Source organism: Phycicoccus duodecadis, from assembly GCF_002846495.1.
Lineage (GTDB): Bacteria > Actinomycetota > Actinomycetes > Actinomycetales > Dermatophilaceae > Phycicoccus > Phycicoccus duodecadis.
Genome location: NZ_PJNE01000001.1, coordinates 1370630 through 1391618 on the forward strand (window position 1 = coordinate 1370630; position 20989 = coordinate 1391618).

Genomic DNA, 20989 nt, shown 5'->3' on the forward strand with positions numbered 1-20989 from the left:
TCAGGCCGCGGGGGTGTCGAGGTGCAGCCGCGCGAAGGCGAGCGACTCGGCCAGGTCCAGGTCGCGCTGGGCGGCGTCCACCGTGCGGGTCGAGACCTCGACGACGACGTCGCCGGTGAAGCCTCCGGCGGCGAGGCGCTCGAGCACGGTGCCGCACGGCTGGGTGCCACGGCCCGGGACGAGGTGCTCGTCCAGCGGCGAGCCCGACCCGTCGGCCAGGTGCAGGTGCGCGAGCCGCCGGCCGAGACGCTCGGCCAGCCCCAGGGCGTCCGAGCCGGCGGTCGCGGTGTGCGACAGGTCCAGCGTCACGTGGTCGTAGGGCTGCTCGACGGGGTCCCAGTGCGGCAGGTAGGCCTCGACCTCGCGGGCCCGGGGGCCGCGCCAGGGGTACATGTTCTCGACCGCCAGCCGGATGCCGGTGTCGTGCTCGCGCAGCGCGACCCCGTCGGCGAAGCCGCGCGCGTACTCACGCTGCCAGCGGAACGGCGGGTGCAGCACCACCGTGGGGGCGCCGACCTCGAGGGCGAGCTCGACCGAGCGGTCGACCTTGCCCCACGGGTCCCTCCCCCACACGCCCTGGGTGACCAGCAGGGTGGGGGCGTGCACGGAGAGGACCGGCACCCCGTGGTGGGCGGCGAGCGAGTGCAGCGCCCCGGCCTCCTGGGTCAGCGGGTCGGTCCAGACCATGACCTCGACGCCGTCGTAGCCGAGCCGGGCGGCGGTGGCGAAGGCCGAGGCGGCGCCTTCGGGGTAGACCGACGAGCTCGACAGGCCGACCCGCGGGGTGGTGCGGTGCGAGCGCGTGGCGGCCACGCTCAGCCCATCCGGTCGAGGTGACGCAGCAGGATGCCCTCACGCAGCGCCCAGGGGCAGATCTCGAGCTGGTCGAGGCCGAGCAGGTCCATGGTCGCCTCGGCCACGATGGCCCCGGCCAGGATCTGGCGCGCGCGGGCGGGCGAGACCCCGGGCAGGCCGGCCCGCTGGTCGGCGGTCATGGCGGCGATGTCGGGGAGGCGCTTCGAGAGCTCGTCGCGCGGGAGGGCTCGCGGGGCGTACATCCCCTCCGAGCTCGGCGCCGCGCCGCAGATGCGCGCCAGCGAGCGCATCGTCTTGGAGGTGCCCACGGCCCGGTCGGGCGTGCCGGCCTTGGCGATGGGGCGCAGCTCCTTGCCGATGGCGGCGCGGACCCGGCGACGGGCCTCCTTGACGTCGTCGGGCGACGGCGGGTCGCCGCGCAGGAGGTCGCGGGTCACGCGGCCGGCGCCCAGCGGCATGGAGACCGCGGCGTCGGGCTCCTCGTCCATCCCCACGGCCAGCTCGAGCGAGCCGCCGCCGATGTCGGCGACGAGCAGCGTCCCGGCCGACCAGCCGAACCAGCGCCGGGCCGCGAGGAAGGTGAGCCGCGCCTCCTCCTCGCCCGAGAGGATGTCGAGGGCCACCCCGGTGCGCTCGATGACGTGCTCGAGGACGGCCTGGCCGTTGGGCGCCTCCCGGACGGCGCTGGTGACGAAGCCCCGCAGGTCCTCGACGCCCTGGTCCTGGGCGACCTCCTGGCACTCGGCCACGAAGTCGGCGAGCCGGTCGCGGCCCTCGTCGGCGATGCGGCCCGCGTCGTCGACGTGCTCGGAGAGGCGCAGGTCGATCTTGTGCTTGCTGGCGGGCAGCGGCTGGGCGCCGGGGTGGGCGTCGACGACGAGGAGGTGCACGGTGTTCGAACCCACGTCGATGACCCCGAGGCGCATGGGCCCAACGTAGTCGCTGCCCGGGGGGCTCCCGGCGTGCATAGGGTGGGCGCGTGCCCGAAGCCCCCCTCGACATCCCGCGTACGTGGGCCGAGTTCACCGACCCCGACGAGCCGGGGCAGCGCTTCCGCGTCGACCTCACCTGGCTCACCTCGAGCTGGTCGTGCGTCTACGGCGTCGGGTGCCAGGGCATCTACGCCGACCGGCCCGACGACGGCTGCTGCACGCTGGGCGCGCACTTCACCGACGACGACGACGTCGAGCGGGTGCGCGCGGTCGTCGCGCAGCTCGGCGAGGACGAGTGGGAGCACCACCCGGGGCGCGGCCGGCGGGGCGACAAGGACCCGGCCCGCCTCTCGGCCTGGACCGAGAAGGAGGACGGCGCCCGCAAGACCAAGGTCGTCGACGGCGCCTGCATCTTCCTCAACCGCCCCGGCTTCCCGGCCGGCGACGGCTGCGCGCTGCACCAGCACGCGGTACTCACCGGCATCCCGCCGCACACCGCCAAGCCCGACGTGTGCTGGCAGCTGCCGATCCGCCGCTCGTACCGCACCGTCGAGCGGCCCGACGACACCTCGTACCTCGAGGTCACCATCACCGAGTACGACCGGCGCGGGTGGGGGCCGGGCGGGCACGACCTGGACTGGTACTGCTCGAGCACCTCCGAGGCGCACGTGGGGCGCGAGCCCGTGTACCGCAGCAACCACGCCGAGCTGGTCGAGCTGATGGGCCGCGCCGCGTACGACGAGCTGGTGCTGCGCTGCGAGGCGCACCTGGCGATGGTGCGCCACGCCCGCTCGGCCGGGGCCCGCACGCTCATCCCGCTGCTCGTCCACCCCGCCACCATCGAGGCCGACACCGTCGGCGGGCGGCGCGAGCGGGTCAAGCGGCGGCGCGGCACCACGGCGCTGCCGGGGGCCGGGGTGACCGACGCCACGGCCCCGTGATCCCCAGCCCGAACATCTGGGACACCCCGGACGTCTACGAGCTCGAGAACCTCGCGTCCGACCGGGCCGGGGTCATCGACACGACCCTCGACGCCCTGCACCCGCTCGCTGGGGCCGACCTGCTCGACGTCGGCTGTGGCACCGGCTTCCACCTGCCGCGGTTCGCCGCGCGCGGGGCGCGCGTGGTCGGGGTCGAGCCGCACCTGCCGCTGGTGTCCCGTGCGGCGGCGCGGGTGGCGGGCGCCGGGTCGACGGCCCGGGTCGTGGCCGCCGGCGCGGAGGCGCTGCCGCTGGCCGACGCCTCGGTCGACGTCGTGCACGCGCGGTGGGCGTACTTCTTCGGGCCGGGATGCGAGCCTGGGCTGGCCGAGGCCGCGCGGGTACTGCGGCGGGGTGGGCTGCTCGCCGTGGTCGACAACGACGCGACGCGCTCGACGTTCGGGGCCTGGTTCGCGCGGGGGTACCCGACGTACGACGCACTGGCCGTGCAGCGGTTCTGGGACCGGCAGGGCTTCACCACCGAGCGGCTCACCATCGCGTGGACGTTCGAGCGGCGCGAGGACCTGGAGGCCGTGGTCCGCATCGAGCTGCCCGGGCCGGCCGCCGAGGACGTGCTGGCCGAGCACGAGGGGCTGGTCGTCGACTACGCCGTCGCGCTGCGGTGGCGCCGCTCCTGAGGGGCCGCCCGCCCCGGAGCGCGGAGGACGCGCCCGCACATCCGGACGCGGATCGTCCGCTGGGCGTGCTTGCATCGGCCGCATGGAGACTCTCGAGCACACGATCCGGCCGCTGACCGCCGAGACGTGGGACGCGTTCGCCGGACTGGTCGAGCGCCACCACGGCATCTTCGGCGGCTGCTGGTGCATCTGGTTCCACCCCGACTGCGCCGAGCGGGGGCAGGGGTACGAGGGCAACCGCGCCCTGAAGCGGCGCCTGGTCGAGGCCGGGGAGGCGCACGCCGCGCTCGTGATGGTCGGCGACGAAGCGGTGGCCTGGGCCGAGTACGGCACGCCCGAGGAGCTGCCCTCCATCCACCACGGCAAGCAGTACCTGGCCGAGGCCGACCTGCTGCCGGACTACCGGGTCACGTGCATCTTCGTCGACAAGCGGTACCGGCGGCAGGGGCTGGCCAAGGTGGCCCTGGCCGGCGCGCTCGACCTGATCGCCGCGGCGGGCGGCGGTGTCGTCGAGGGGTACCCGCACGAGATCGGCGAGAAGCGGATGAACAACTCGTTCGTCTACAACGGCACGCGCACGATGTACGAGGAGGCGGGGTTCGAGTTCGTGCGGGCCAAGGGGCTGCGCAACACGGTCATGCGCCGCACGGTGGAGCCCGCCGCACGCTGACCGGGACGACGGCGCGACTCAGAAGGGCGGGTGGTCCTCGGGCTCGGGTGGCTTGTGCCGGGGTGGATGGGTTGCGGTGTAGGTGAGGTGGGCGCCGGCGGCTGTCGGGTGGTGGTGGTCGATCCGGCAGCGGGGGCGGGGTCGGCTCGGTTCGGGTGGGCCGAGGGTGTGTTCGAGGTGGTACTCGAGGGTGCTGTGGGGTGCGTCGGGGGTGACGAGGCGGGGGTTGTAGGTGATGGGGGCGGGGTCGGTGCCGGTGTCGGGTAGGACGGCGCGGTGGAGGTGGTCGACGGGGTGGGTGGTGCGGGCCCGTCCGGTGGGGTCGGTCCAGGTGAGGGTGGCGTCGGAATGGAGAACCGCCCGCCAGCCGGAGCGTTGTTTGATGCGGTGGTGGCGGCGGCAGAGGCAGACCAGGTTGGTGGCGCTGGTGGGTCCGGTGGGCCAGGGGGTGACGTGGTCGAGGTCGCAGAAGCGGGCGGCGACGTGGCAGCCGGGGAAGCGGCAGTGCCCGTCGCGGGCCTTGACCAGCGCGGCCAGGGCCTTGCCGGGGCGGTAGGTGTCGGTGGTGAGGGCGCCGGCGAGGTCGAGCAGGGCGCCGGTGAGCGGGTCACACGGGGCGGGGCTCTTCGCCGGTTTGCCCCGCGGCCGGGGTGCGGCCCGGCCGGCGCTGGTGTCCGAGGTCGGGTGGGCGCTGGCACGGTCGAGCCAGTCCCTGGAGACCAGCGTGGGTTCGCCGGGGCGGAGGCCGGTGACCTCGACCAGGTCGCCGGGTGCTCCCCCGCTGGCCGCGGTCCCGGTCACCGGCGCACCGGTCGCGGCGGCACCGGTCGCGGCGGCATCGGCCGCGATGGTGTGGACGACCTGGACGTCGATGGTCGCGTTGCCCGCCACCAGGTCGGTCAGGGCCTTGGCCCGGGCCCGGTCGACGCGGTCGCACACGCCGTCGGTGACGTACTGCTGGGCGAGGGCGTCGATCGCGGCCCAGGCCTGGGCTGCTTCTTCGGAGGGGAAGGTGCCGTGCCAGGTGTCGACCCCGGGTTCGCCGACCCACCGTTCGAGGCGGCATTCGGACCGGGCGCGGACGGCGCGTTGGCGCAGCAGGTCGGGCGAGATCCGGGCGAGCATCCGCCGGACCCGGCGCCGCAACCGCGGCCCGTCCTCGCTGCCGAAGTACTCGTGCAGACCGCCGACCACCGACGCGGCGACATCGGCCGGTGCCTCCTCCAGCTCGGTCGCCACCACCGACGCCCGGTAGGCGTCCAGGCGGCCGGCACCCATCGCGTCGTGCAACCCCCGCAGCCCGGTCTCCGTCAGCGTCCCCTCGGGCCCGTCCGCCGCCAGTCGCACCGCCGCTCGCACGCGCCGCTCGGCGTGGACCGCGGTCACGGCCAGCACCCCGGACACGATCGCCGAAGCGTCCAACGCCACGTGCCCCAGCGCCCAGTGGGTGTCGATGACCTCCCCGTCATCCAGGACGTGCGGCTCGATCGCCGCCAGCCGCACGATCGCGGCATCCTGCGCAGCGGTCGCGGTGTCGATCACCGCCTGCAGCTCGCCCAGAGCCTGCGCCCACTCCTCCTGCGACCCGCGCAGCTCGCTCGGGGACAGAGCGTCCGTCAACATCTGACGCGCTGAACGTGCGGCACTCAGAACGTCCTGCGGACCGGTCGTCACTGTCATCGGAATCCCCCTTCCCCGTACCCACGATCTTACCCGATCAGGGTGACACGAACAAGCGTTCGAGGAGACCAATCGAACTTTCTGGCAACGTTTTTCCCGCCAGAAGTGCAACGGGTGAGGCAGGTGTGGCTACCCGAGGGGAAGGGATGGGGCCATGCTCACCGGAGCACCGCGGAGCCCGCCATCAAGGCCGTCTGTGAAGGTGCGACGAACGCCCCCACCCTCATCCGCGGGATCCGACGAAAGACCATCGCCGAGCGGGCGTGTCCGCGGCTCACCCGCCGGCAGCCACCGAACCCGCTCCCGGCTCGAGCCGCGTGGCCCCCTCGTGCCCGACCGCGACCTGCACCCGCTCGACGTACATCGCCGCCATCGGCGGCAGCGCCTCCAGCCGGAACCACCCCACCTCGCTCGACTCGTCGTCGCCCACGTGCGCCTCGCCGGACTCGTACCGGCAGCGGAACACGTGGTCGAGGTACTGCGTGCGGTCACCGTTCGGGTACTCGACCACCCCGGTCACCTGCACCCACGCCAACACCTCGACCGCACACCGGACCCCGGTCTCCTCCAGGCACTCACGCACGGCCGTGGTCGCGGGGTGCTCGCCGGGGTCGCAGATGCCCGTGACCGGCGTCCACTCCCCCGTGTCGGCCCGCCGCACGAGCAGCACCTCGCTGCCGCGCAGGACCACGGCCGTCATCCCCGGCAACCACAGCAGCTCGTGCCCGATCCGCTCACGCAGCGCCAGGATGAAGTCGGGGGTCGCCATCGCCCCACCCTACGGAGCCGTTGGCGCCCGCCCCCGCCCTCCCGCGGGCCTCAGCCGTCGTACGTCGGCCGCCTGATCTCGCGGATCTCGCCCAGCCGCCCCCACTCGTCGGCACCCAGCCTCGAGAGCGGGTCGAGGGCCCGGATGTCGACGTGCGGGCGGCGCAGCATGTCGTCACCCACCGCCACCGACTCCGCGACGGCCACGTGCAGCACCAGCCCGACCACCACGAAGCAGTTCCCGGTCGGGCGCACCTCGTGCAGCCGGCACTCGAAGGCGACCGGCGACATCGCGACCCGCGGGGGCGCCACCGTGAGCGACGGCTCGCGCTCGACCCCCTGGGCGTCGAACTCGCCGATGTCGGGCGGGTAGTCGGCGCTCGTGCCGTTGACGACCTCGAACGCGGGCTCGGTGGCGACGTTGACGACGAACTCGCCGGTGGCCTCGATGTTGTTGAGCGTGTCCTTGCGCCCCACCGACGTGAACGCCAGCATCGCGGGGTCGGTGCTGACGACCGTGAAGAAGGAGTGCGGGGCGAGGTTGTCGACGCCGCCGGCCGACCGGCTGCTCACCCACGCGATGGGGCGCGGCACCACCGAGGCGGTCATCAGCCGGTAGGCCGCGCCGGCGCGCATCCGCTCGGCCTCGGGACCGTGCTGGACGGGGAGCTCGTGGCGCATCCCCCGACCCTACGACCGCTCGCGCCGCCGGCCCCGGCCGACCCATACTGGGCCATGCTCACCCGCTTCGTCGGCACCGTCTTCTACGCCGACCTCTCCGTCGGCCTCGACCTGTTCGCCGACGGCCTGGGGATGACGGTCGTGCACCGCGACGGCGACCTCGTCGTCCTCGAGCGCGACGGCGCGAAGATCCAGCTCTGCCAGAACGCCGAGGCGGCGGCCCACTCGGAGCGGCCCGAGCTCGGCCTCGAGACCGACGACGTCGAGGCCGTCCACCGCGACGTGGCCGCGCGCCGGCCGGACCTGCTCCACCCCAACCTGCCGACCGTTCGCCTGCGCCCGTGGGGCGCGCGCGAGTTCGCACTCCTCGACAGCACCACCGTCTGCGTCGTCGTGCGGCAGTGGCCGGCCCGGGACTGACCGCTCAGACGCCGCCCGGCTCGAGGTCGAGGGCGATGTCGACGATGGGCGAGGAGTGGGTGAGGCCGCCCACCGAGAGGTAGTCGACCCCGGTGTCGGCGTACTCACGCGCCACCTCGAGCGTCAGGCCGCCCGTGGCCTCGACCTCCACGCTCTCGCCACTCCCCCGCACGGCCTCCACCGTCTCGCGCAGCAGTGCCGGAGACATGTTGTCGCACAGCAGGAACCGCGCCCCAGCGGCGACGGACTCGACCGCCTCGGCCGTCGTGGTGACCTCGACCTGCACGTCGACGTCCGGGTAGGCCCGGCGCACCGCGTCGTAGGCCGCACTGAGCCCACCCGCGGCGAGCTTGTGGTTGTCCTTGATCATCGCGACGTCGTAGAGGCCCATCCGCTTGTTGGTGCCGCCGCCGCAGCGCACCGCGTACTTCTCCAGCGCGCGCAGCCCGGGGGTCGTCTTGCGGGTGTCGAGCACGGTGGCGCCGGTGCCCTCCAGCTCGTCGGCCCAGCGGCGGGTGTGCGTGGCCACCCCCGAGGTGCGCGACAGGATGTTCAGGATCGTCCGCTCCGCGACCAGGATGGTGCGGGCCGGGCCCCGCAGGGTGGCCAGCCGGTCACCGCCCACCACGGTGTCGCCGTCGGCCGCGAGCAGCTCGCACCCGACGGCACCCGTGCCGATGCGCCGGTCGACCGCGGCCAGGACGAGCGCCACCACGGGCAGCCCCGCCAGCACCCCGCCGGCGCGGGCCACGACGTGCGCGACGGCCTGCTGCTCCGCCGGGATGGTGGCCAGCGTCGTCACGTCACGCCCACCGCCGCCGTCCGAGGTGCCCAGGTCCTCGTCGAGCGCGCGCTCGACGACCAGGCGGGCGTCCACCTCCGGGAACCCGAAGCCCCCGGCACCGTCGCCGTTCACGCGCGCACCCCCATCGGCTCGGACACCGGGCGCTCGACGACCACGAGCTGCCCGTCCGCGCCCCGGGTGACGCCCTGGTGCACCCGCCAGCGGTCCTCCCGTTCGGGGAAGTCGGTGCGCACGTGGCCGCCGCGGGTCTCCTCGCGACGCCGGGCCAGCAGCGCCAGCGCCTGCCCGAGGTGCAGCAGGTTGGTGGTCTCCCAGGCGTCGGGTCCCGGGTCGGCGGCCCTCGCCGGCCGAGCCGCCAGCGCGGCCAGCCCCTCCTGCGCCGCGGCGGTCGAGTCGGCGCTGCGCAGCGGGCCGCATCCACGGGTCATGGTGCGCTGCAGCTCGATCCGCAGGTCGCCCTCGAGCAGGTCGACGCCGCCGTCGTCGTCCGCCGCCACCGGCTCCCGACCCGCGAGGTCGCCGGCCTCGAGACGGGCCGTGACGTCGTCGGCGATGCGGTGTGCGAAGACCAGCCCCTCGAGCAGGCTGTTCGACGCGAGCCGGTTGGCCCCGTGGACCCCCGTGCACGAGACCTCGCCACAGGCGTACAGCCCGTCGACCGAGGTGCGCCCGCGCAGGTCGGTCTCGATCCCGCCCGAGGCGTAGTGCTGCGCCGGCGCCACGGGCAACAGGTCGACCGCGGGGTCGAAGCCCAGCTCACGGCAGCGCGCGACGATCGAGGGGAACCGCTCCTCGAGGAACGCGGCCCCCAGGTGGCGAGCGTCGAGCCCCACGTGGTCGAGGCCGCGCTCGCCCATCACGTCGAGGATGCCGCGCGCCACGATGTCGCGCGGGGCGAGGTCGGCCAGCTCGTGGCGGCCCTGCATGAACCGGCGGCCGGTGTCGTCGACGAGGAAGGCGCCCTCGCCGCGCACGGCCTCCGAGATCAGCGGCTGCTGCCCGGTCGAGCCCTCCCCCAGGAAGAGCACGGTCGGGTGGAACTGCACGAACTCCAGGTCGGTCACGCGGGCCCCCGCGCGCAGCGCCGCCGCCATCCCGTCGCCCGTCGCCACGGGCGGGTTGGTGGTCGAGGTGTAGATCTGCCCCAGCCCCCCGGTGGCCAGGACGACGGCCCGCGCCCGGGCGGCCCCGACCCCGTCGCGCTGCCCCTCGCCGATGACGTGGAGGGTGACTCCGCACACCGCGCCGTCGGCAGCGGTCAGCAGGTCGACGACCAGGGCGTGCTCGACGACCTCGATGCCCGGGTCGTTGCGCACCTGCTGCAGGGCCGCGATGAGCGCACGGCTGATCTCGGCGCCCGTGGCGTCGCCCCCGGCGTGCGCGATGCGGTCGCGGTGGTGCCCGCCCTCGCGGGTCAGCTTGATCTCACCGCCGTCGTCGAGGTCGAAGTGCGCGCCGAGCGCCACGAGCTCGCGCACCCGGTCGGGGCCTTCGGTGACCAGGGCCCGCACCGCCTCGACGTCGCACAGCCCGGCTCCCGCGACGAGGGTGTCGTCGAGGTGCTCCTGGGGGGTGTCCTCGGGGTGCAGGGCCGCCGCAATGCCGCCCTGAGCCCACGCCGTCGAGCCCGCCGACAGCACGGTCTTGGTCACCAGCAGCACCCGGTCGACGCGCTCACGTAGCCGCAGGGCGCAGGTGAGCCCGGCGATGCCGGAGCCCACCACGACCACGTCGGCGGTGGTGGTCCATCCGGGGGCGGCCGCCGCCAGGCGGCGCGGGAGCACGACGGGGAGCTCGCACATGGTGGGGGCCTCAGACCTCGGCGCGGGCGGTGGGGACGTCGGAGAACACGTCGATGGCCCCGCCACCGGGCCCGACGACGACGGGGGTGTTGTCGATGAGGCGGGTCGTGCCGATCCGGGCGGCGACGGCCAGGAGCGCCTCGCCGCGGTACCACTCGGGCACGTCGGCCAGGGTCTGCGGGTGCACGAGGACCAGGTAGTCGACCAGGGCCAGCGGTTCCTCGACGACGACCTCGCGGGCGGCGCGCCGCACCGCCGACGGACCGAACGGCGCGGCGTCGGCCCCGGCGCGCAGGGCACGGCTGAGGCACAGCGCCACCTCGCGGTCGGAGGCGGTGAGGTAGGTGTTGCGGCTGCTCATCGCCAGCCCGTCGGGCTCCCGCACGGTCGGCACCGACACGACGTCGACCGGGAAGTCGAGGTCGCGCACCATCCGCCGGATGAGCAGCAGCTGCTGGGCGTCCTTCTGGCCGAAGTACGCACTGCGGGCGGCGGTGAGGTGCAGCAGCTTGCCGACCACGGTGAGCACGCCGTCGAAGTGCCCCGAGCGCGACGCGCCCTCGAGCACCTCGCCGAGCGGCCCGGCCGACACCCGCACCCCGGGGTCGCCGTCGGGGTACACGACGTCGGGCGTGGGGGCGAACACCACGTCGACGCCGGCGTCGCGGCAGATAGCCATGTCGTCGTCGAACGTGCGCGGGTAGCGCGAGAGGTCCTCCTTGGGCCCGAACTGCAGGGGGTTGAGGAAGATCGTCACGACCACGTGGTCGTGCCGGCGGCGCGCGGCCCGGATGAGCTCCGCGTGCCCCTCGTGCAGGGCGCCCATCGTCATCACGGCGGCGACGTCGCGGCTCGGCAGTGCCTCGCGGGCGGCCTTGAGCTCGTCGCGGGTGTGCGCGACGACGGGGGTGGCGGTGGTGGTGGTCACTCAGCGCTCCTGGTCGGAGAGGACGTCGAGGAGGGGCTCGGCGGCCGCCGGGCGGAGCCGGCCGGCGTCGAGCGCCCGCAACGCGGTGGCCCGGGCGAGCGCCACGTAGGTCCTCCGGATCTCGGGCGCGAGCCGGTCGAGCTCGCGCAGGTGGTCACTCACGGTACCCACGTCGCCGCGCGAGACCGGGCCGGTGAGGGCGGCGTCACCCATCCGCAGCGCGTTGTCGAGCGCGGCGTGCAGCAATGGGGCCAGGACGCGGCGCGGCTCGGACACCCCGGCCCGGGTCAGCAGCTCCATCGCCTCGGCCGTCAGGGTGACCAGGTGGTTCGCGCCGTGCGACAGCGCCGCGTGGTAGGCCACCCGCTCCTCCTCGGCCACGGCCTGCGGCGTCCCGCCCATCTCGAGGACCAGCGCCTCGGCCACCGGCGCGAGCTCGGGGTCGGTGGTCACCCCGAAGACGCACTCGACGAGCCGGTCGAGGTCCATCGCGGTGCCGGTGAAGGTCATGGCCGGATGCAGCGCCAGGCCGAAGGCGTGGTGGGCGCGCACCGGGTCGAGCACCGCGGTGCCGAAGCGGCCGCTGGTGTGCACCACGAGCTGCCCGGCCTGCCAGGCGCCGGTGGCCGAGAGCCCCGCGACCAGGTCGGCGAGCGCGTCGTCGGGGACGGCCAGCAGCACCAGCTCGGCGCCGGCCACGACGGTGGCGACGTCGACGACGGGGACACCCGGCAGCAGCGACGCGGCCCGCTCGCGGCTGGCCTCCGACACGGCGTACACGCCGGTGACCCGATGACCGGCCCGCGCCAGGGAGGCCCCGAGGACCGCGCCGACGCGGCCCGCACCGACGACCCCGACGGTGAGGCGCGCGGGGTGCTCGATGCCGTCCACGGGCCAGAACGCTACCCCCGGCCGGGCCTGTCCCGGTCGCCGGTAGCGTGCGCCGGATGGACCTGCTCCCCTGGCGCGACGCGTGGCAGCACGCGCTCTACGGCGCCGGCGGCTTCTACCGCGGCGACGGCGGCCCGGCGAGACACTTCATCACCTCGACCCACGAACCCCTGGGCGCCACCTTCGCCGAGGGGGTCCTCGCGCTCGCCGACCGCGAGGGTGCCACCCACGTCGTCGACGTCGGGGCCGGCCGGGGCGAGCTGGTCACCGCCCTGCACCGCCTGCGTCCGGGGCTGCGGCTGACCGCGGTCGACGTCGTGGCGCGCCCTCCCGGCCTGCCGGCCGACGTCGCCTGGCTGGTCTCCCCCGGCGGCGCCGACCTCCCCGACGCGCTGCGCGACCTCCACGACGTCCTGGTGGTCGCCCACGAGTGGCTCGACGTGGTGCCCTGCACCGTCGCCGAGGTCGGCCGCGACGGGGCCCTGCGCACCGTGCTCGTCGACCCCGCGACCGGCACGGAGTCGCTGAGCGACCCGCTCGCTGGGCCGGACCTGGCCTGGTGCGCGCAGCACTGGTGCCTCGAGGGGCCGGCGGCTGGGACCCGGGTGGAGGTCGGGCTGACCCGTGACCGCGCCTGGGCCGGCCTGCTGTCCCGCGTCCGCAGCGGCACGGCCCTGGCCGTCGACTACGGCCACACCCGGGCGACCCGTCCCGCCACCGGCACCCTGGTCGGCTACCGCGACGGCACCACCGTCCCGCCCGTCCCCGACGGCACGTGCGACCTCACCGCGCACGTGGCCGTCGACAGCCTCGAGCAGGACGAGCGCACGACCCAGCGCGAGGCGCTGCTCGGTCTCGGCCTCACGGCTTCGACCCCGCCGCTCGGCCTGGCGCGCACCGACCCGCCGGCCTACCTCACGGGTCTGGCCCGGGCCTCGGCCGTCACCGCCCTCACGGCACGGCGAGGCCTGGGGGACTTCCACTGGGTGCTGCGCCGCATCCCCGACCCCCGGACCCGGCCGGGTGCGTGACCGGTGCGGCACACTGACCGGGTGACCTCCGACGCCCCCGCCGAGCCCCGCGCGCTCGACGTCGCCGTCGGGGCCGGCGGCCTCGCCACGGCCGACATGGTCCTCAACATCGGGCCGCAGCACCCGGCCACCCACGGCGTGCTGCGGCTCAAGGTCGTGCTCGACGGCGAGCGCATCCTGAGCGCCGAGCCCGTCGTCGGGTACATGCATCGGGGCGCCGAGAAGCTCTTCGAGGTGCGCGACTACCGGCAGATCACCGTGCTGGCCAACCGCCACGACTGGCTCTCGGCGTTCTCCTCCGAGCTGGGGGTCGTCCTGGGCGTCGAGGCGATGCTCGGGATGGAGGTCCCCGAGCGCGCCGTGTGGCTCCGGACCCTGCTGGCCGAGATGAACCGCGTTCTCTCGCACCTGATGTTCCTCGGCTCCTACCCACTCGAACTGGGCGCCATCACCCCGATCTTCTACGCCTTCCGCGAGCGCGAGGAGCTCCAAGCGGTGATGGAGGAGGCCTCCGGCGGCCGGATGCACTACATGTTCAACCGCGTCGGCGGCCTCAAGGAGGACGTGCCCGCCGGCTGGCTCGGGCGCGTCGCCCAGGCCCTGGCGTCGGTGCGCCGGCGCCTGCCCGACCTCGAGTCGATGCTCGTCGGCAACGAGATCCTGCTCGCCCGCACCCGCGGGGTCGGCGTCCTCGACGCCGCCACGGTGCTCGACTACGGCGTCTCGGGCCCCATCGCCCGCGCGAGCGGGGTCGACCTCGACCTGCGCCGCGACGACCCCTACCTCGCCTACGGCGAGCTCTTCGCGCCGGGCGGGCCCGGCCGGGTCGTCACCCGACCCGAGGGCGACTGCCTGGCGCGCCTCGACGTGCTGCTCGAGCAGGTGCACGTCAGCCTCGATCTGGCCGACGCCTGCCTGGACCGCCTGCACGGGCTGCCCGCCGGGCCGGTGAACCAGCGCCTCCCCAAAGTCCTCAAGGTCCCCGAGGGCGAGCGCTACACCGCCACCGAGAACCCGTTGGGGCTCAACGGGTACTACCTCGTCTCGCGCGGTGAGAAGACGCCGTGGCGGCTCAAGCTGCGCTCGGCCTCGTTCGGCAACGTGCAAGTGCTGAGCGAGGTGCTCCCCGGCTGCGTGGTGGCCGACATGGTGGCCGTGCTCGGCTCGATGTTCTTCGTCGTGGGCGACGTCGACAAGTAGCCCGCGAGGGTGCCGATGTCGGCGCGACCGGCCCGGGCGGGTCAGGGGTCGCCCAGCCGGTCGTCGAGAGGGCGGTCGTCGTCGTCGCGGTCGTCGATCCGGCACCACGACTGCGCGAGCATCCCGCACACCGTGAGGACCAGCGACGCCACGAGGGCGAGCCCGAACGACAGCAGCCGCTCCTGGTTGGCGACCAGCGACAGGTCGCCCAGCAGCACGCCGAGCTGGCCGAGGTACCAGCCGGTGGCCGCGGCCCCGGTGAGCGCCGCGGCCTGCGAGAGCACCAGCGCCCGGGCCGCACGCAGCGCCTCGACCGAGGTGCGGTGCCCGCTGCGCAGGTGGCGACGTACCGGCCGCGCGATCCACAGCACCAGGCCGCCCATCACCACGAGCAGCGCCAGGGCGGGCCAGACAGGCCGCTGGAGCAGCGAGCCGTCGCGGGTGACGACCAGGCTCATGCCGTAGCCCAGGACGAGCGTCACCGCCGCCACGAGCAGCAGGGTCTGGATGCGGACGCCGTGACGGCTCACGCGAGGTCCTCCGGGTCGGGGGCGGCAGCGGACGGGGCGGGGCGCACGCCGCTGGTGTCGAGGGCTGCCACGAGGTCGGCGACCGCCACGACGTCCGTACCCACGCGCAGCACGGCCGCGGGGTCGACGTCGAGCCACGGCACCAGCACGAAGGCGCGTTCGGCCGCGCGCGGGTGCGGCAGCGTCAGCCACGGCCGGTCGGAGACGACGTCGGCGCCTGCGGCGGGGTCGCCGTACTGCACGAGGTCGAGGTCGAGGGTGCGCGCGCCCCAGCGCACCTCGCGGGTCCGGTCGAAGGCGGCCTCGACCCCGTGCAGGGCGCGCAGCAGCGACGCCGGCGACAGCGCCGTGCGCGCCAGCACCACCCCGTTCACGTAGACGGGCTGCTCGGGGCCACCGACGGGGTCGGACTCGACGAAGGCCGAGCGCGCCACGACCTGCACGGCCGGATGGTGCGCCAGCGCTTCGACGGCCGAGGCCGCGGTCTCGGCCGGGCTGCTGCCCGCCCAGGGGAGGTTGGCCCCCACCGCCACCACCACCGGTACCGGCTCGCGCCGGCGGGTGACCCGCACCTCGACGTCGTCGAACGGCACCCCCACCGGCGCCTGCGGCTTGTGCACCGTGACGGTCACCTCGTCGACGGCCGCGTGCGCCAGCGCGTCGTGCGCCACGGCCTCCGCCAGGGCCTCGATGAGGTCGAAGGGCGGGCCCTCGATGCGTGCCAGCGCCGCCGCCCCGATCTCGCCGTAGTTGACGGTGTCGGCGAGGTCGTCGCTGCGGCCCGGGGCGGTCAGGTCGACGGCCAGCTCGACGTCGACCACGAAGTCCTGGCCGTCGCGCTTCTCGTGCTCGAAGACGCCGTGGAAGCCGCGCCCGCGCACCCCGCGCAGCACGATCCGGTCGCGGGCCGTCCCGGCGGCGCTCACTCGCGCGCCCCGTCGGCCATCAGCGCGTCGGCGACGTCGAGGGCGTCCATGGCCGCCACCACGTCGTGCACCCGGACGCCCCACGCCCCGCAGCCGGCGGCGTAGGCGGTGGTGACCGCGGTGGCCACGTCCCGCTCGAGCGGCGCCCGCTCGGCGCCGGCCGCCCGCCCCACCCGGCCGAGGAAGCCCTTGCGGGAGGTACCCACCAGCACCGGCAGCCCGAGGTCGACCAGCTCGCCGAGGCGGCGCAGGACCTCCCAGTTGTGCGCGGCGGTCTTGGCGAAGCCGAAGCCGGGGTCGAGGACCAGCCGTGAGCGCGGCACACCGGCCGCCTCGATGGCCTCGACCCGCTCGGCCAGCTCGCGGCGCACGTCGGCCACGACGTCGTCGTACACGGCGCGCGACTGCATCGAGGTGCTGTGCCCGCGCCAGTGCATGACGACCAGCGGCACTTCGCGCTCCGCGACCAGCGGCACCATCTCGGGGTCGGCCAGCCCCCCGGAGACGTCGTTGACGAGGGTGGCACCGGCGTCCAGGGCGGCCGCCGCGACCGCCGAGCGCATGGTGTCGACCGACACCGGGCCGAGCGCGGCCAGGGCCTCGACGACCGGCAGCACCCGCCGCAGCTCCTCGGCCTCACTGGGCCGCTCGGCCCCCGGCCGGGTCGACTCGCCGCCGACGTCGAGCACGTCGGCGCCCTGCGCCAGCAGCGCCCGCCCGTGCTCGAGAGCGTCGGAGGGATGGAACCACGCCCCGCCGTCACTGAAGGAGTCGGGGGTGACGTTGACGACGCCCATCACGACGGGCCGGCCGGCCCGCCCGGTGGGGAGCCCGACGGCTCGGGTCATCGCTTCCCGCCGAGCAGGAGCGACATCGCCTCCGCCCGCGTCGCCGGGTCGCGCAGCTGGCCGCGCACGGCCGAGGTGATGGTGCGCGAGCCGGGCTTCTGCACACCGCGCATCGACATGCACAGGTGCTCGGCCTCGACGACCACGATGACGCCCTGGGCACCGAGGTGGGTGACGAGCGCGTCGGCCACCTGCGTGGTGATCTGCTCCTGCACCTGGGGGCGCCGCGCGAACACCTCGACCAGGCGACCCAGCTTGCTGAGGCCGGTGACCTTGCCGTCGGCGGCCGGGATGTAGCCGATGTGCGCCACCCCGTGGAACGGCAGCAGGTGGTGCTCGCACGTCGAGTACATCGGGATGTCCCGCACGATCACGAGCTCCTCGTGCTCGATCGGGAAGGTCTTCGACAGCACCTCGGCGGGGTCCTGACGCAGGCCGGCGTAGAGCTCGACGGCGGCCTTGGCGACCCGGGCCGGGGTCTCGAGCAGACCGTCGCGGTCGGGGTCCTCACCGATCGCGATCAGGAACTCGCGCACCGCTGCCCGCGCCCGTGGGACGTCGACCGGCGGGTGGACGAAGGAACCGGCCGCCTCAGGGTTCGACACGACCACCCTCGGGGACCTCGATGACCTCGGTCGCGGGGTGCTCGTCCGGGGTGGTCTTCGCGCCGACGGCGGCCTGCGCGTCGATGGCGGCCTGGGTCTGCGGGTCGCCCGGGGTGACGGTGGCGCCCTGGGGCGCCCCGGACCCGTTGCGGCCGTTCATGGCAGCGGCCTCGGCCGGGGTCAGGACCGGCGGGATGTTCGAGAGGGTGCGGTGCTCGCTCGACAGCCAGGTGGGCCGCACCGGGCGCTTGTGGATGTCCTTGAACAGCTCGGCGAGCTCGGCGGCGTTGAGCGTCTCCTTGTCGAGCAGCTCGAGGACGAGGCGGTCGAGGAGGTCGCGGTTGTCGTTGACCACGTGCCACGCCTCGTCGTGCGCGGTGTCGACGAGCTTGCGGACCTCCTCGTCGACGACGGCCGCGACCTGCTCGGAGTAGTCGCGCTGGTGGCCCATGTCGCGGCCCAGGAAGGGCTCGCCCTGGCTCTGGCCGAGCTTGATGGCGCCGACGCGCTCGCTCATCCCGTACTCGGTGACCATCTTGCGGGCCATGGCGGTGGCCTTCTCGATGTCGTTCGCGGCACCGGTGGTGGGGTCGTGGAAGATGATCTCCTCGGCGACGCGACCGCCCAGGGCGTACGCCAGCTGGTCGAGGATCTCGTTGCGCGTCGTCGAGTACTTGTCGTCGAGCGGCATCACCATCGTGTAGCCGAGGGCGCGACCGCGCGGCAGGATCGTGACCTTGGTGACGGGGTCGGTGTGGTTCATCCCCGCCGCCACCAGGGCGTGGCCGCCCTCGTGGTAGGCCGTGATCTTGCGCTCCTTGGCCGACATGATGCGGGTCCGCTTCTGCGGGCCGGCGATCACACGGTCGATGGCCTCGTCGAGGACCTCGTCGTCGATGAGCTTCTTGTCGGTGCGTGCCGTGAGCAGCGCGGCCTCGTTGAGGACGTTGGCCAGGTCGGCGCCGGTGAAGCCGGGGGTGCGCCGGGCGACGGCCAGCAGGTCGACGTGCGAGGCCATCGGCTTGCCCTGCGCGTGCACCTGAAGGATCTTGTGCCGCCCGATCATGTCGGGATTCTCGACGCTGATCTGCCGGTCGAAACGGCCCGGGCGCAGCAGCGCGGGGTCGAGGATGTCGGGGCGGTTCGTGGCGGCGATGAGGATGACGTTGGTCTTGACGTCGAAGCCGTCCATCTCGACGAGCAGCTGGTTCAGCGTCTGCTCGCGCTCGTCGTGCCCGCCGCCCATGCCGGCGCCGCGGTGGCGGCCGACGGCGTCGATCTCGTCGACGAAGACGATGGCGGGGGCGTTGGACTTGGCCTGCTCGAACAGGTCGCGCACGCGGGAGGCGCCGACACCGACGAACATCTCGACGAAGTCAGAGCCGGAGATGGAGTAGAACGGCACCCCGGCCTCACCGGCGACGGCCCGCGCGAGCAGGGTCTTGCCGGTACCGGGCTGGCCGTAGAGCAGCACGCCCTTGGGGATCTTGGCCCCGACGGCGAGGAACTTGGCCGGCTCGCGGAGGAACTCGACGATCTCCTGGAGCTCCTCGACGGCCTCGTCGGCCCCGGCGACGTCGGCGAAGGTGACCTTCGGGGTGTCCTTGGTGGCGAGCTTGGCGCGCGACTTGCCGAACTGCATGACGCGCGAGCCCCCGCCCTGGGCCTGGCTCATCAGCCACCAGAAGAGACCGACCAGCAGCAGCACGGGGAAGAAGCTGATGAAGATGGTCCAGAACGTGCTGTCGCCCTGGACCTTGTCGTCGTAGCCGTCGGGCAGGTTGGTCTTGAGCTCGGTGACCAGGCCCTCGGCGCGGGCGTCGACGTACTCGGCGCGGACCTTGGTGGCGTCCTTGACGTTCTTGGCAGGGTCGGAGAAGCTCTGGCCCTTCTTGAGGTCGAGGGTCAGGACGTTGTCGGTGGACATGACCGCCGAGTCGACCTTCTTCTCGGTGATGAGCTTCTCGGCCTGGGAGGTCGTGATCGTGGTGTAGCCGCCGTCGCCACCGGTGGTGAAGACGACCAGCAGCAGCACGAGCGCGGCGAGGACCCAGAACACCGGGGCCTTGAGAATGCGTTTGAAGTCCATCTGGCCACGGGGCTCGCGCCCCGACCTCCTGCTCGTCGTCATCTGGCCCGGAGGTCACGCCGTCCGGACTGGTACACGCTAGCAACGAGCCCGCGGGTGTGCGTGTTCCGCAGGGTTCGACGGGATCAGCTGTAGACGTGCTTGGCGAGGGTGCCCACGACGCGCAGCCCCCGGTAGGCCTCGGCGTAGTCGAGGCCGTAGCCGACGACGAACTCGTTGGGGATGTCGAAGCCCACCCACGCCACGTCGACCTCGACCTTGGCCGCGTCGGGCTTGCGCAGCAGGGTGCAGATCTCGACCGAGGCGGGGCTGCGCGACTCGAGGTTGGACTTGATCCAGGACAGCGTCAGGCCCGAGTCGATGATGTCCTCGACGATCAGGACGTGGCGACCGGTGATGTCGCCGTCGAGGTCCTTGAGGATGCGCACGACGCCGCTGGACTTGGTGCCCGAGCCGTACGACGACACCGCCATCCAGTCGACCGGGACGCTGTTCGGCAGCGCGCGCATCAGGTCGGCCATCACCATGACGGCGCCCTTGAGCACGCCCACCAGCAGCAGGTCCTGGCCCTCGTAGCGCTCGGTGATGTAGCCCGCGAGCTCCTCGAGCCGGGCGTGGATCTGCTCCTCGGTGAGAAGGACTCGTTCGAGATCTGCTCCCATGTGGGCGGCGTCCACTGCGGCTCCTGGTCGGGCTGGGGGGTGGTGGGCCCTAGTCAACCCGATGGGCGGGGGCCATGGACACCCGCCCGTCGGATCTCGTGACGCGCAGGCCCCCGGGGGCGTGCACGGCGCCCTGACCGTGCCAGTGGGTCAGGAGCCGGTCGCAGGCGTCGGTGTGCCGGCTGGAGACCTGGCCCGCGGGCGCGCCGGCGGCCACCAGGAGACGGCGCCAGGCCCGGGTGCGCAGGGGCCGGGGCAGCGCGGCCAGGGCCTGCGCCGGCCACGGGCCGGGGCCCAGGGCGGCCACGGCGGCGTCGGCGAGCGCGTCGAGGTGGTCGGCGTCCTCGCGCAGCTGGTCGGCGCTGCGGGCGAGCGCGGCGGCCAGCCCGGGGCCCAGGTCGGCCTCGAGGCCGGCCAGGGCCCGGCGGGCGCGGACCCGGGCGAAGGCCGGGTCCTCGTTCATCGGGTCGTCCCACCAGCTCAGGCCCTCGGCGGTGCAGGCGGCCCGGGTCTGCTCGCGGGTGACCCCGAGCAGCGGGCGCCGGTAGCGGCCGCGGGCGGGCGGCATCCCGGCCAGGCTGCGGGCGCCGCTCCCCCGGGCCAGCCCCAGCAGCACCTGCTCGGCCTGGTCGTCGCGGGTGTGGCCGAGGAGCACCAGCCGGGCCCCGTGGCGGTCGGCGGCGGCGTCGAGCTCGCGGTAGCGGGCGGCGCGGGCGGCCGCCTCGAGGCCGCCGGAGCCGCCTCCGAGCGCCATCGACCAGCAGGACACGACGGACACGGGGTCGAGCCCGAGGTCGCCCAGCCGCCGCCCCGTCCGCTCGGCGAGCGCGCGCGACCCGTCCTGCAGCCCGTGGTCGACGACGACGGCGCCCACCCGGACGCCGGCCGCCCCGGCCTCGTGGCGGGCGGCATCGGCCAGCGCCAGCGAGTCCGCTCCCCCGCTGCACGCGACCAGCACCAGGTCGCCGCCGTCGCACTCGGCCAGGGCCGCACGCACCGCCGAGCGCACCGCGGCGACGGCGGGGTGCGGCGTCCCCCACGCGCGGGTCATCGAGCCATCACCGTCCGATCATCCCGGCTCGGGGCG

22 protein-coding genes are annotated in these 20989 nt (G+C 74.4%); 6 read left to right on the top strand and 16 right to left on the bottom strand.

Translation table 11 applies throughout. The features are described 5' to 3' along the window. Together ATL31_RS06315 and ATL31_RS06320 are read right to left on the bottom strand one after the other, a co-directional pair. Complete coding sequence (locus ATL31_RS06315; RefSeq protein ID WP_101395026.1) at positions 1-813, bottom strand: sugar phosphate isomerase/epimerase family protein; 813 nt, start codon at positions 811-813, stop codon at positions 1-3. A 2-nt stretch (positions 814-815) separates the two neighbouring features. Next, complete coding sequence (locus ATL31_RS06320) at positions 816-1742, bottom strand: Ppx/GppA phosphatase family protein (protein WP_101395027.1); 927 nt, start codon at positions 1740-1742, stop codon at positions 816-818. Between the two features lie 53 nt (positions 1743-1795). On the opposite strand from ATL31_RS06320, the gene ATL31_RS06325 reads away from it, so the two are divergent. From ATL31_RS06325 to ATL31_RS06335, 3 genes are all read left to right on the top strand, one after another. Beyond that, positions 1796-2689, top strand: a complete 894-nt coding sequence (locus tag ATL31_RS06325; RefSeq protein ID WP_245861982.1) for a DUF3109 family protein — start codon at positions 1796-1798, stop codon at positions 2687-2689. Beyond that, on the top strand, positions 2686-3366 hold the full coding sequence (locus tag ATL31_RS06330) for a class I SAM-dependent methyltransferase (RefSeq protein WP_101395028.1): 681 nt from the start codon (positions 2686-2688) through the stop codon (positions 3364-3366). The genes ATL31_RS06325 and ATL31_RS06330 overlap by 4 nt, the downstream gene beginning before the upstream one ends. An 82-nt stretch (positions 3367-3448) precedes the next feature. Then, positions 3449-4036 (top strand): GNAT family N-acetyltransferase, encoded by a 588-nt coding sequence (locus tag ATL31_RS06335; protein WP_101395029.1) that lies wholly within the window; start codon positions 3449-3451, stop codon positions 4034-4036. Positions 4037-4054: 18 nt separating this feature from the next. Here ATL31_RS06335 and ATL31_RS06340 read toward each other — a convergent pair whose 3' ends face one another. From ATL31_RS06340 to ATL31_RS06350, 3 genes are all read right to left on the bottom strand, one after another. Next, positions 4055-5659, bottom strand: a complete 1605-nt coding sequence (locus tag ATL31_RS06340) for an HNH endonuclease signature motif containing protein (protein WP_101395030.1) — start codon at positions 5657-5659, stop codon at positions 4055-4057. Between the two features lie 331 nt (positions 5660-5990). Next, a complete protein-coding gene (locus tag ATL31_RS06345; RefSeq protein WP_101395031.1) occupies positions 5991-6485 on the bottom strand; it encodes an NUDIX hydrolase in 495 nt (164 codons plus the stop codon). A gap of 50 nt (positions 6486-6535) precedes the next feature. After that, complete coding sequence (locus tag ATL31_RS06350; RefSeq protein WP_101395032.1) at positions 6536-7165, bottom strand: flavin reductase family protein; 630 nt, start codon at positions 7163-7165, stop codon at positions 6536-6538. Between the two features lie 54 nt (positions 7166-7219). On the opposite strand from ATL31_RS06350, the gene ATL31_RS06355 reads away from it, so the two are divergent. Then, positions 7220-7585, top strand: a complete 366-nt coding sequence (locus ATL31_RS06355; protein ID WP_101395033.1) for a VOC family protein — start codon at positions 7220-7222, stop codon at positions 7583-7585. Positions 7586-7589: 4 nt separating this feature from the next. Here ATL31_RS06355 and nadC read toward each other — a convergent pair whose 3' ends face one another. Genes nadC through ATL31_RS06375 form a run of 4 tightly spaced genes read right to left on the bottom strand, consistent with a single transcriptional unit; the run spans position 7590 to position 12002 of the window. Continuing rightward, positions 7590-8501, bottom strand: a complete 912-nt coding sequence (gene nadC / locus ATL31_RS06360) for a carboxylating nicotinate-nucleotide diphosphorylase (protein ID WP_101395034.1) — start codon at positions 8499-8501, stop codon at positions 7590-7592. After that, positions 8498-10192, bottom strand: coding sequence for an L-aspartate oxidase (locus ATL31_RS06365; protein ID WP_101395035.1), 1695 nt, complete (start codon positions 10190-10192; stop codon positions 8498-8500). The genes nadC and ATL31_RS06365 overlap by 4 nt, the downstream gene beginning before the upstream one ends. A 10-nt stretch (positions 10193-10202) precedes the next feature. Continuing rightward, positions 10203-11120: a pantoate--beta-alanine ligase gene (gene panC / locus ATL31_RS06370; protein WP_101395036.1), complete on the bottom strand. Its 918-nt coding sequence runs from the start codon at positions 11118-11120 to the stop codon at positions 10203-10205. Beyond that, positions 11121-12002 (bottom strand): Rossmann-like and DUF2520 domain-containing protein, encoded by an 882-nt coding sequence (locus tag ATL31_RS06375; protein WP_101397302.1) that lies wholly within the window; start codon positions 12000-12002, stop codon positions 11121-11123. Positions 12003-12067: 65 nt separating this feature from the next. On the opposite strand from ATL31_RS06375, the gene ATL31_RS06380 reads away from it, so the two are divergent. Together ATL31_RS06380 and ATL31_RS06385 are read left to right on the top strand one after the other, a co-directional pair. Continuing rightward, positions 12068-13042 carry an SAM-dependent methyltransferase gene (locus ATL31_RS06380; RefSeq protein WP_101395037.1) on the top strand — a complete coding sequence of 325 codons (975 nt, stop codon included), beginning with the start codon at positions 12068-12070 and terminating at the stop codon, positions 13040-13042. A gap of 96 nt (positions 13043-13138) precedes the next feature. Beyond that, the gene (locus tag ATL31_RS06385) at positions 13139-14242 is read left to right on the top strand and encodes an NADH-quinone oxidoreductase subunit D (protein WP_101397304.1); all 1104 of its coding nucleotides are present in this window, start codon (positions 13139-13141) and stop codon (positions 14240-14242) included. Positions 14243-14283: 41 nt separating this feature from the next. On the opposite strand, the gene ATL31_RS06390 is transcribed toward ATL31_RS06385, so the two are convergent. The 7 genes from ATL31_RS06390 to tilS form a co-directional block, all read right to left on the bottom strand. Then, positions 14284-14772, bottom strand: coding sequence for a DUF3180 domain-containing protein (locus ATL31_RS06390; RefSeq protein ID WP_101395038.1), 489 nt, complete (start codon positions 14770-14772; stop codon positions 14284-14286). Continuing rightward, positions 14769-15698 (bottom strand): 2-amino-4-hydroxy-6-hydroxymethyldihydropteridine diphosphokinase, encoded by a 930-nt coding sequence (folK, locus tag ATL31_RS06395; RefSeq protein WP_101395039.1) that lies wholly within the window; start codon positions 15696-15698, stop codon positions 14769-14771. Before folK ends, ATL31_RS06390 begins: the two co-directional genes overlap by 4 nt. Then, positions 15695-16546 (bottom strand): dihydropteroate synthase, encoded by an 852-nt coding sequence (gene folP, locus ATL31_RS06400; RefSeq protein ID WP_245861985.1) that lies wholly within the window; start codon positions 16544-16546, stop codon positions 15695-15697. The genes folK and folP overlap by 4 nt, the downstream gene beginning before the upstream one ends. After that, complete coding sequence (folE, locus tag ATL31_RS06405; RefSeq protein WP_245861989.1) at positions 16543-17151, bottom strand: GTP cyclohydrolase I FolE; 609 nt, start codon at positions 17149-17151, stop codon at positions 16543-16545. Before folE ends, folP begins: the two co-directional genes overlap by 4 nt. Further along, the gene (gene ftsH, locus ATL31_RS06410; RefSeq protein ID WP_101395041.1) at positions 17138-19240 is read right to left on the bottom strand and encodes an ATP-dependent zinc metalloprotease FtsH; all 2103 of its coding nucleotides are present in this window, start codon (positions 19238-19240) and stop codon (positions 17138-17140) included. The genes folE and ftsH overlap by 14 nt, the downstream gene beginning before the upstream one ends. Positions 19241-19365: 125 nt before the next feature. Beyond that, entirely contained in the window at positions 19366-19917 is a 552-nt protein-coding gene (hpt, locus tag ATL31_RS06415) for a hypoxanthine phosphoribosyltransferase (RefSeq protein WP_101395042.1), read from the bottom strand. Positions 19918-19951: 34 nt separating this feature from the next. After that, positions 19952-20953 (bottom strand): tRNA lysidine(34) synthetase TilS, encoded by a 1002-nt coding sequence (gene tilS / locus ATL31_RS06420; RefSeq protein ID WP_101395043.1) that lies wholly within the window; start codon positions 20951-20953, stop codon positions 19952-19954. Positions 20954-20989 lie beyond the last annotated feature (36 nt).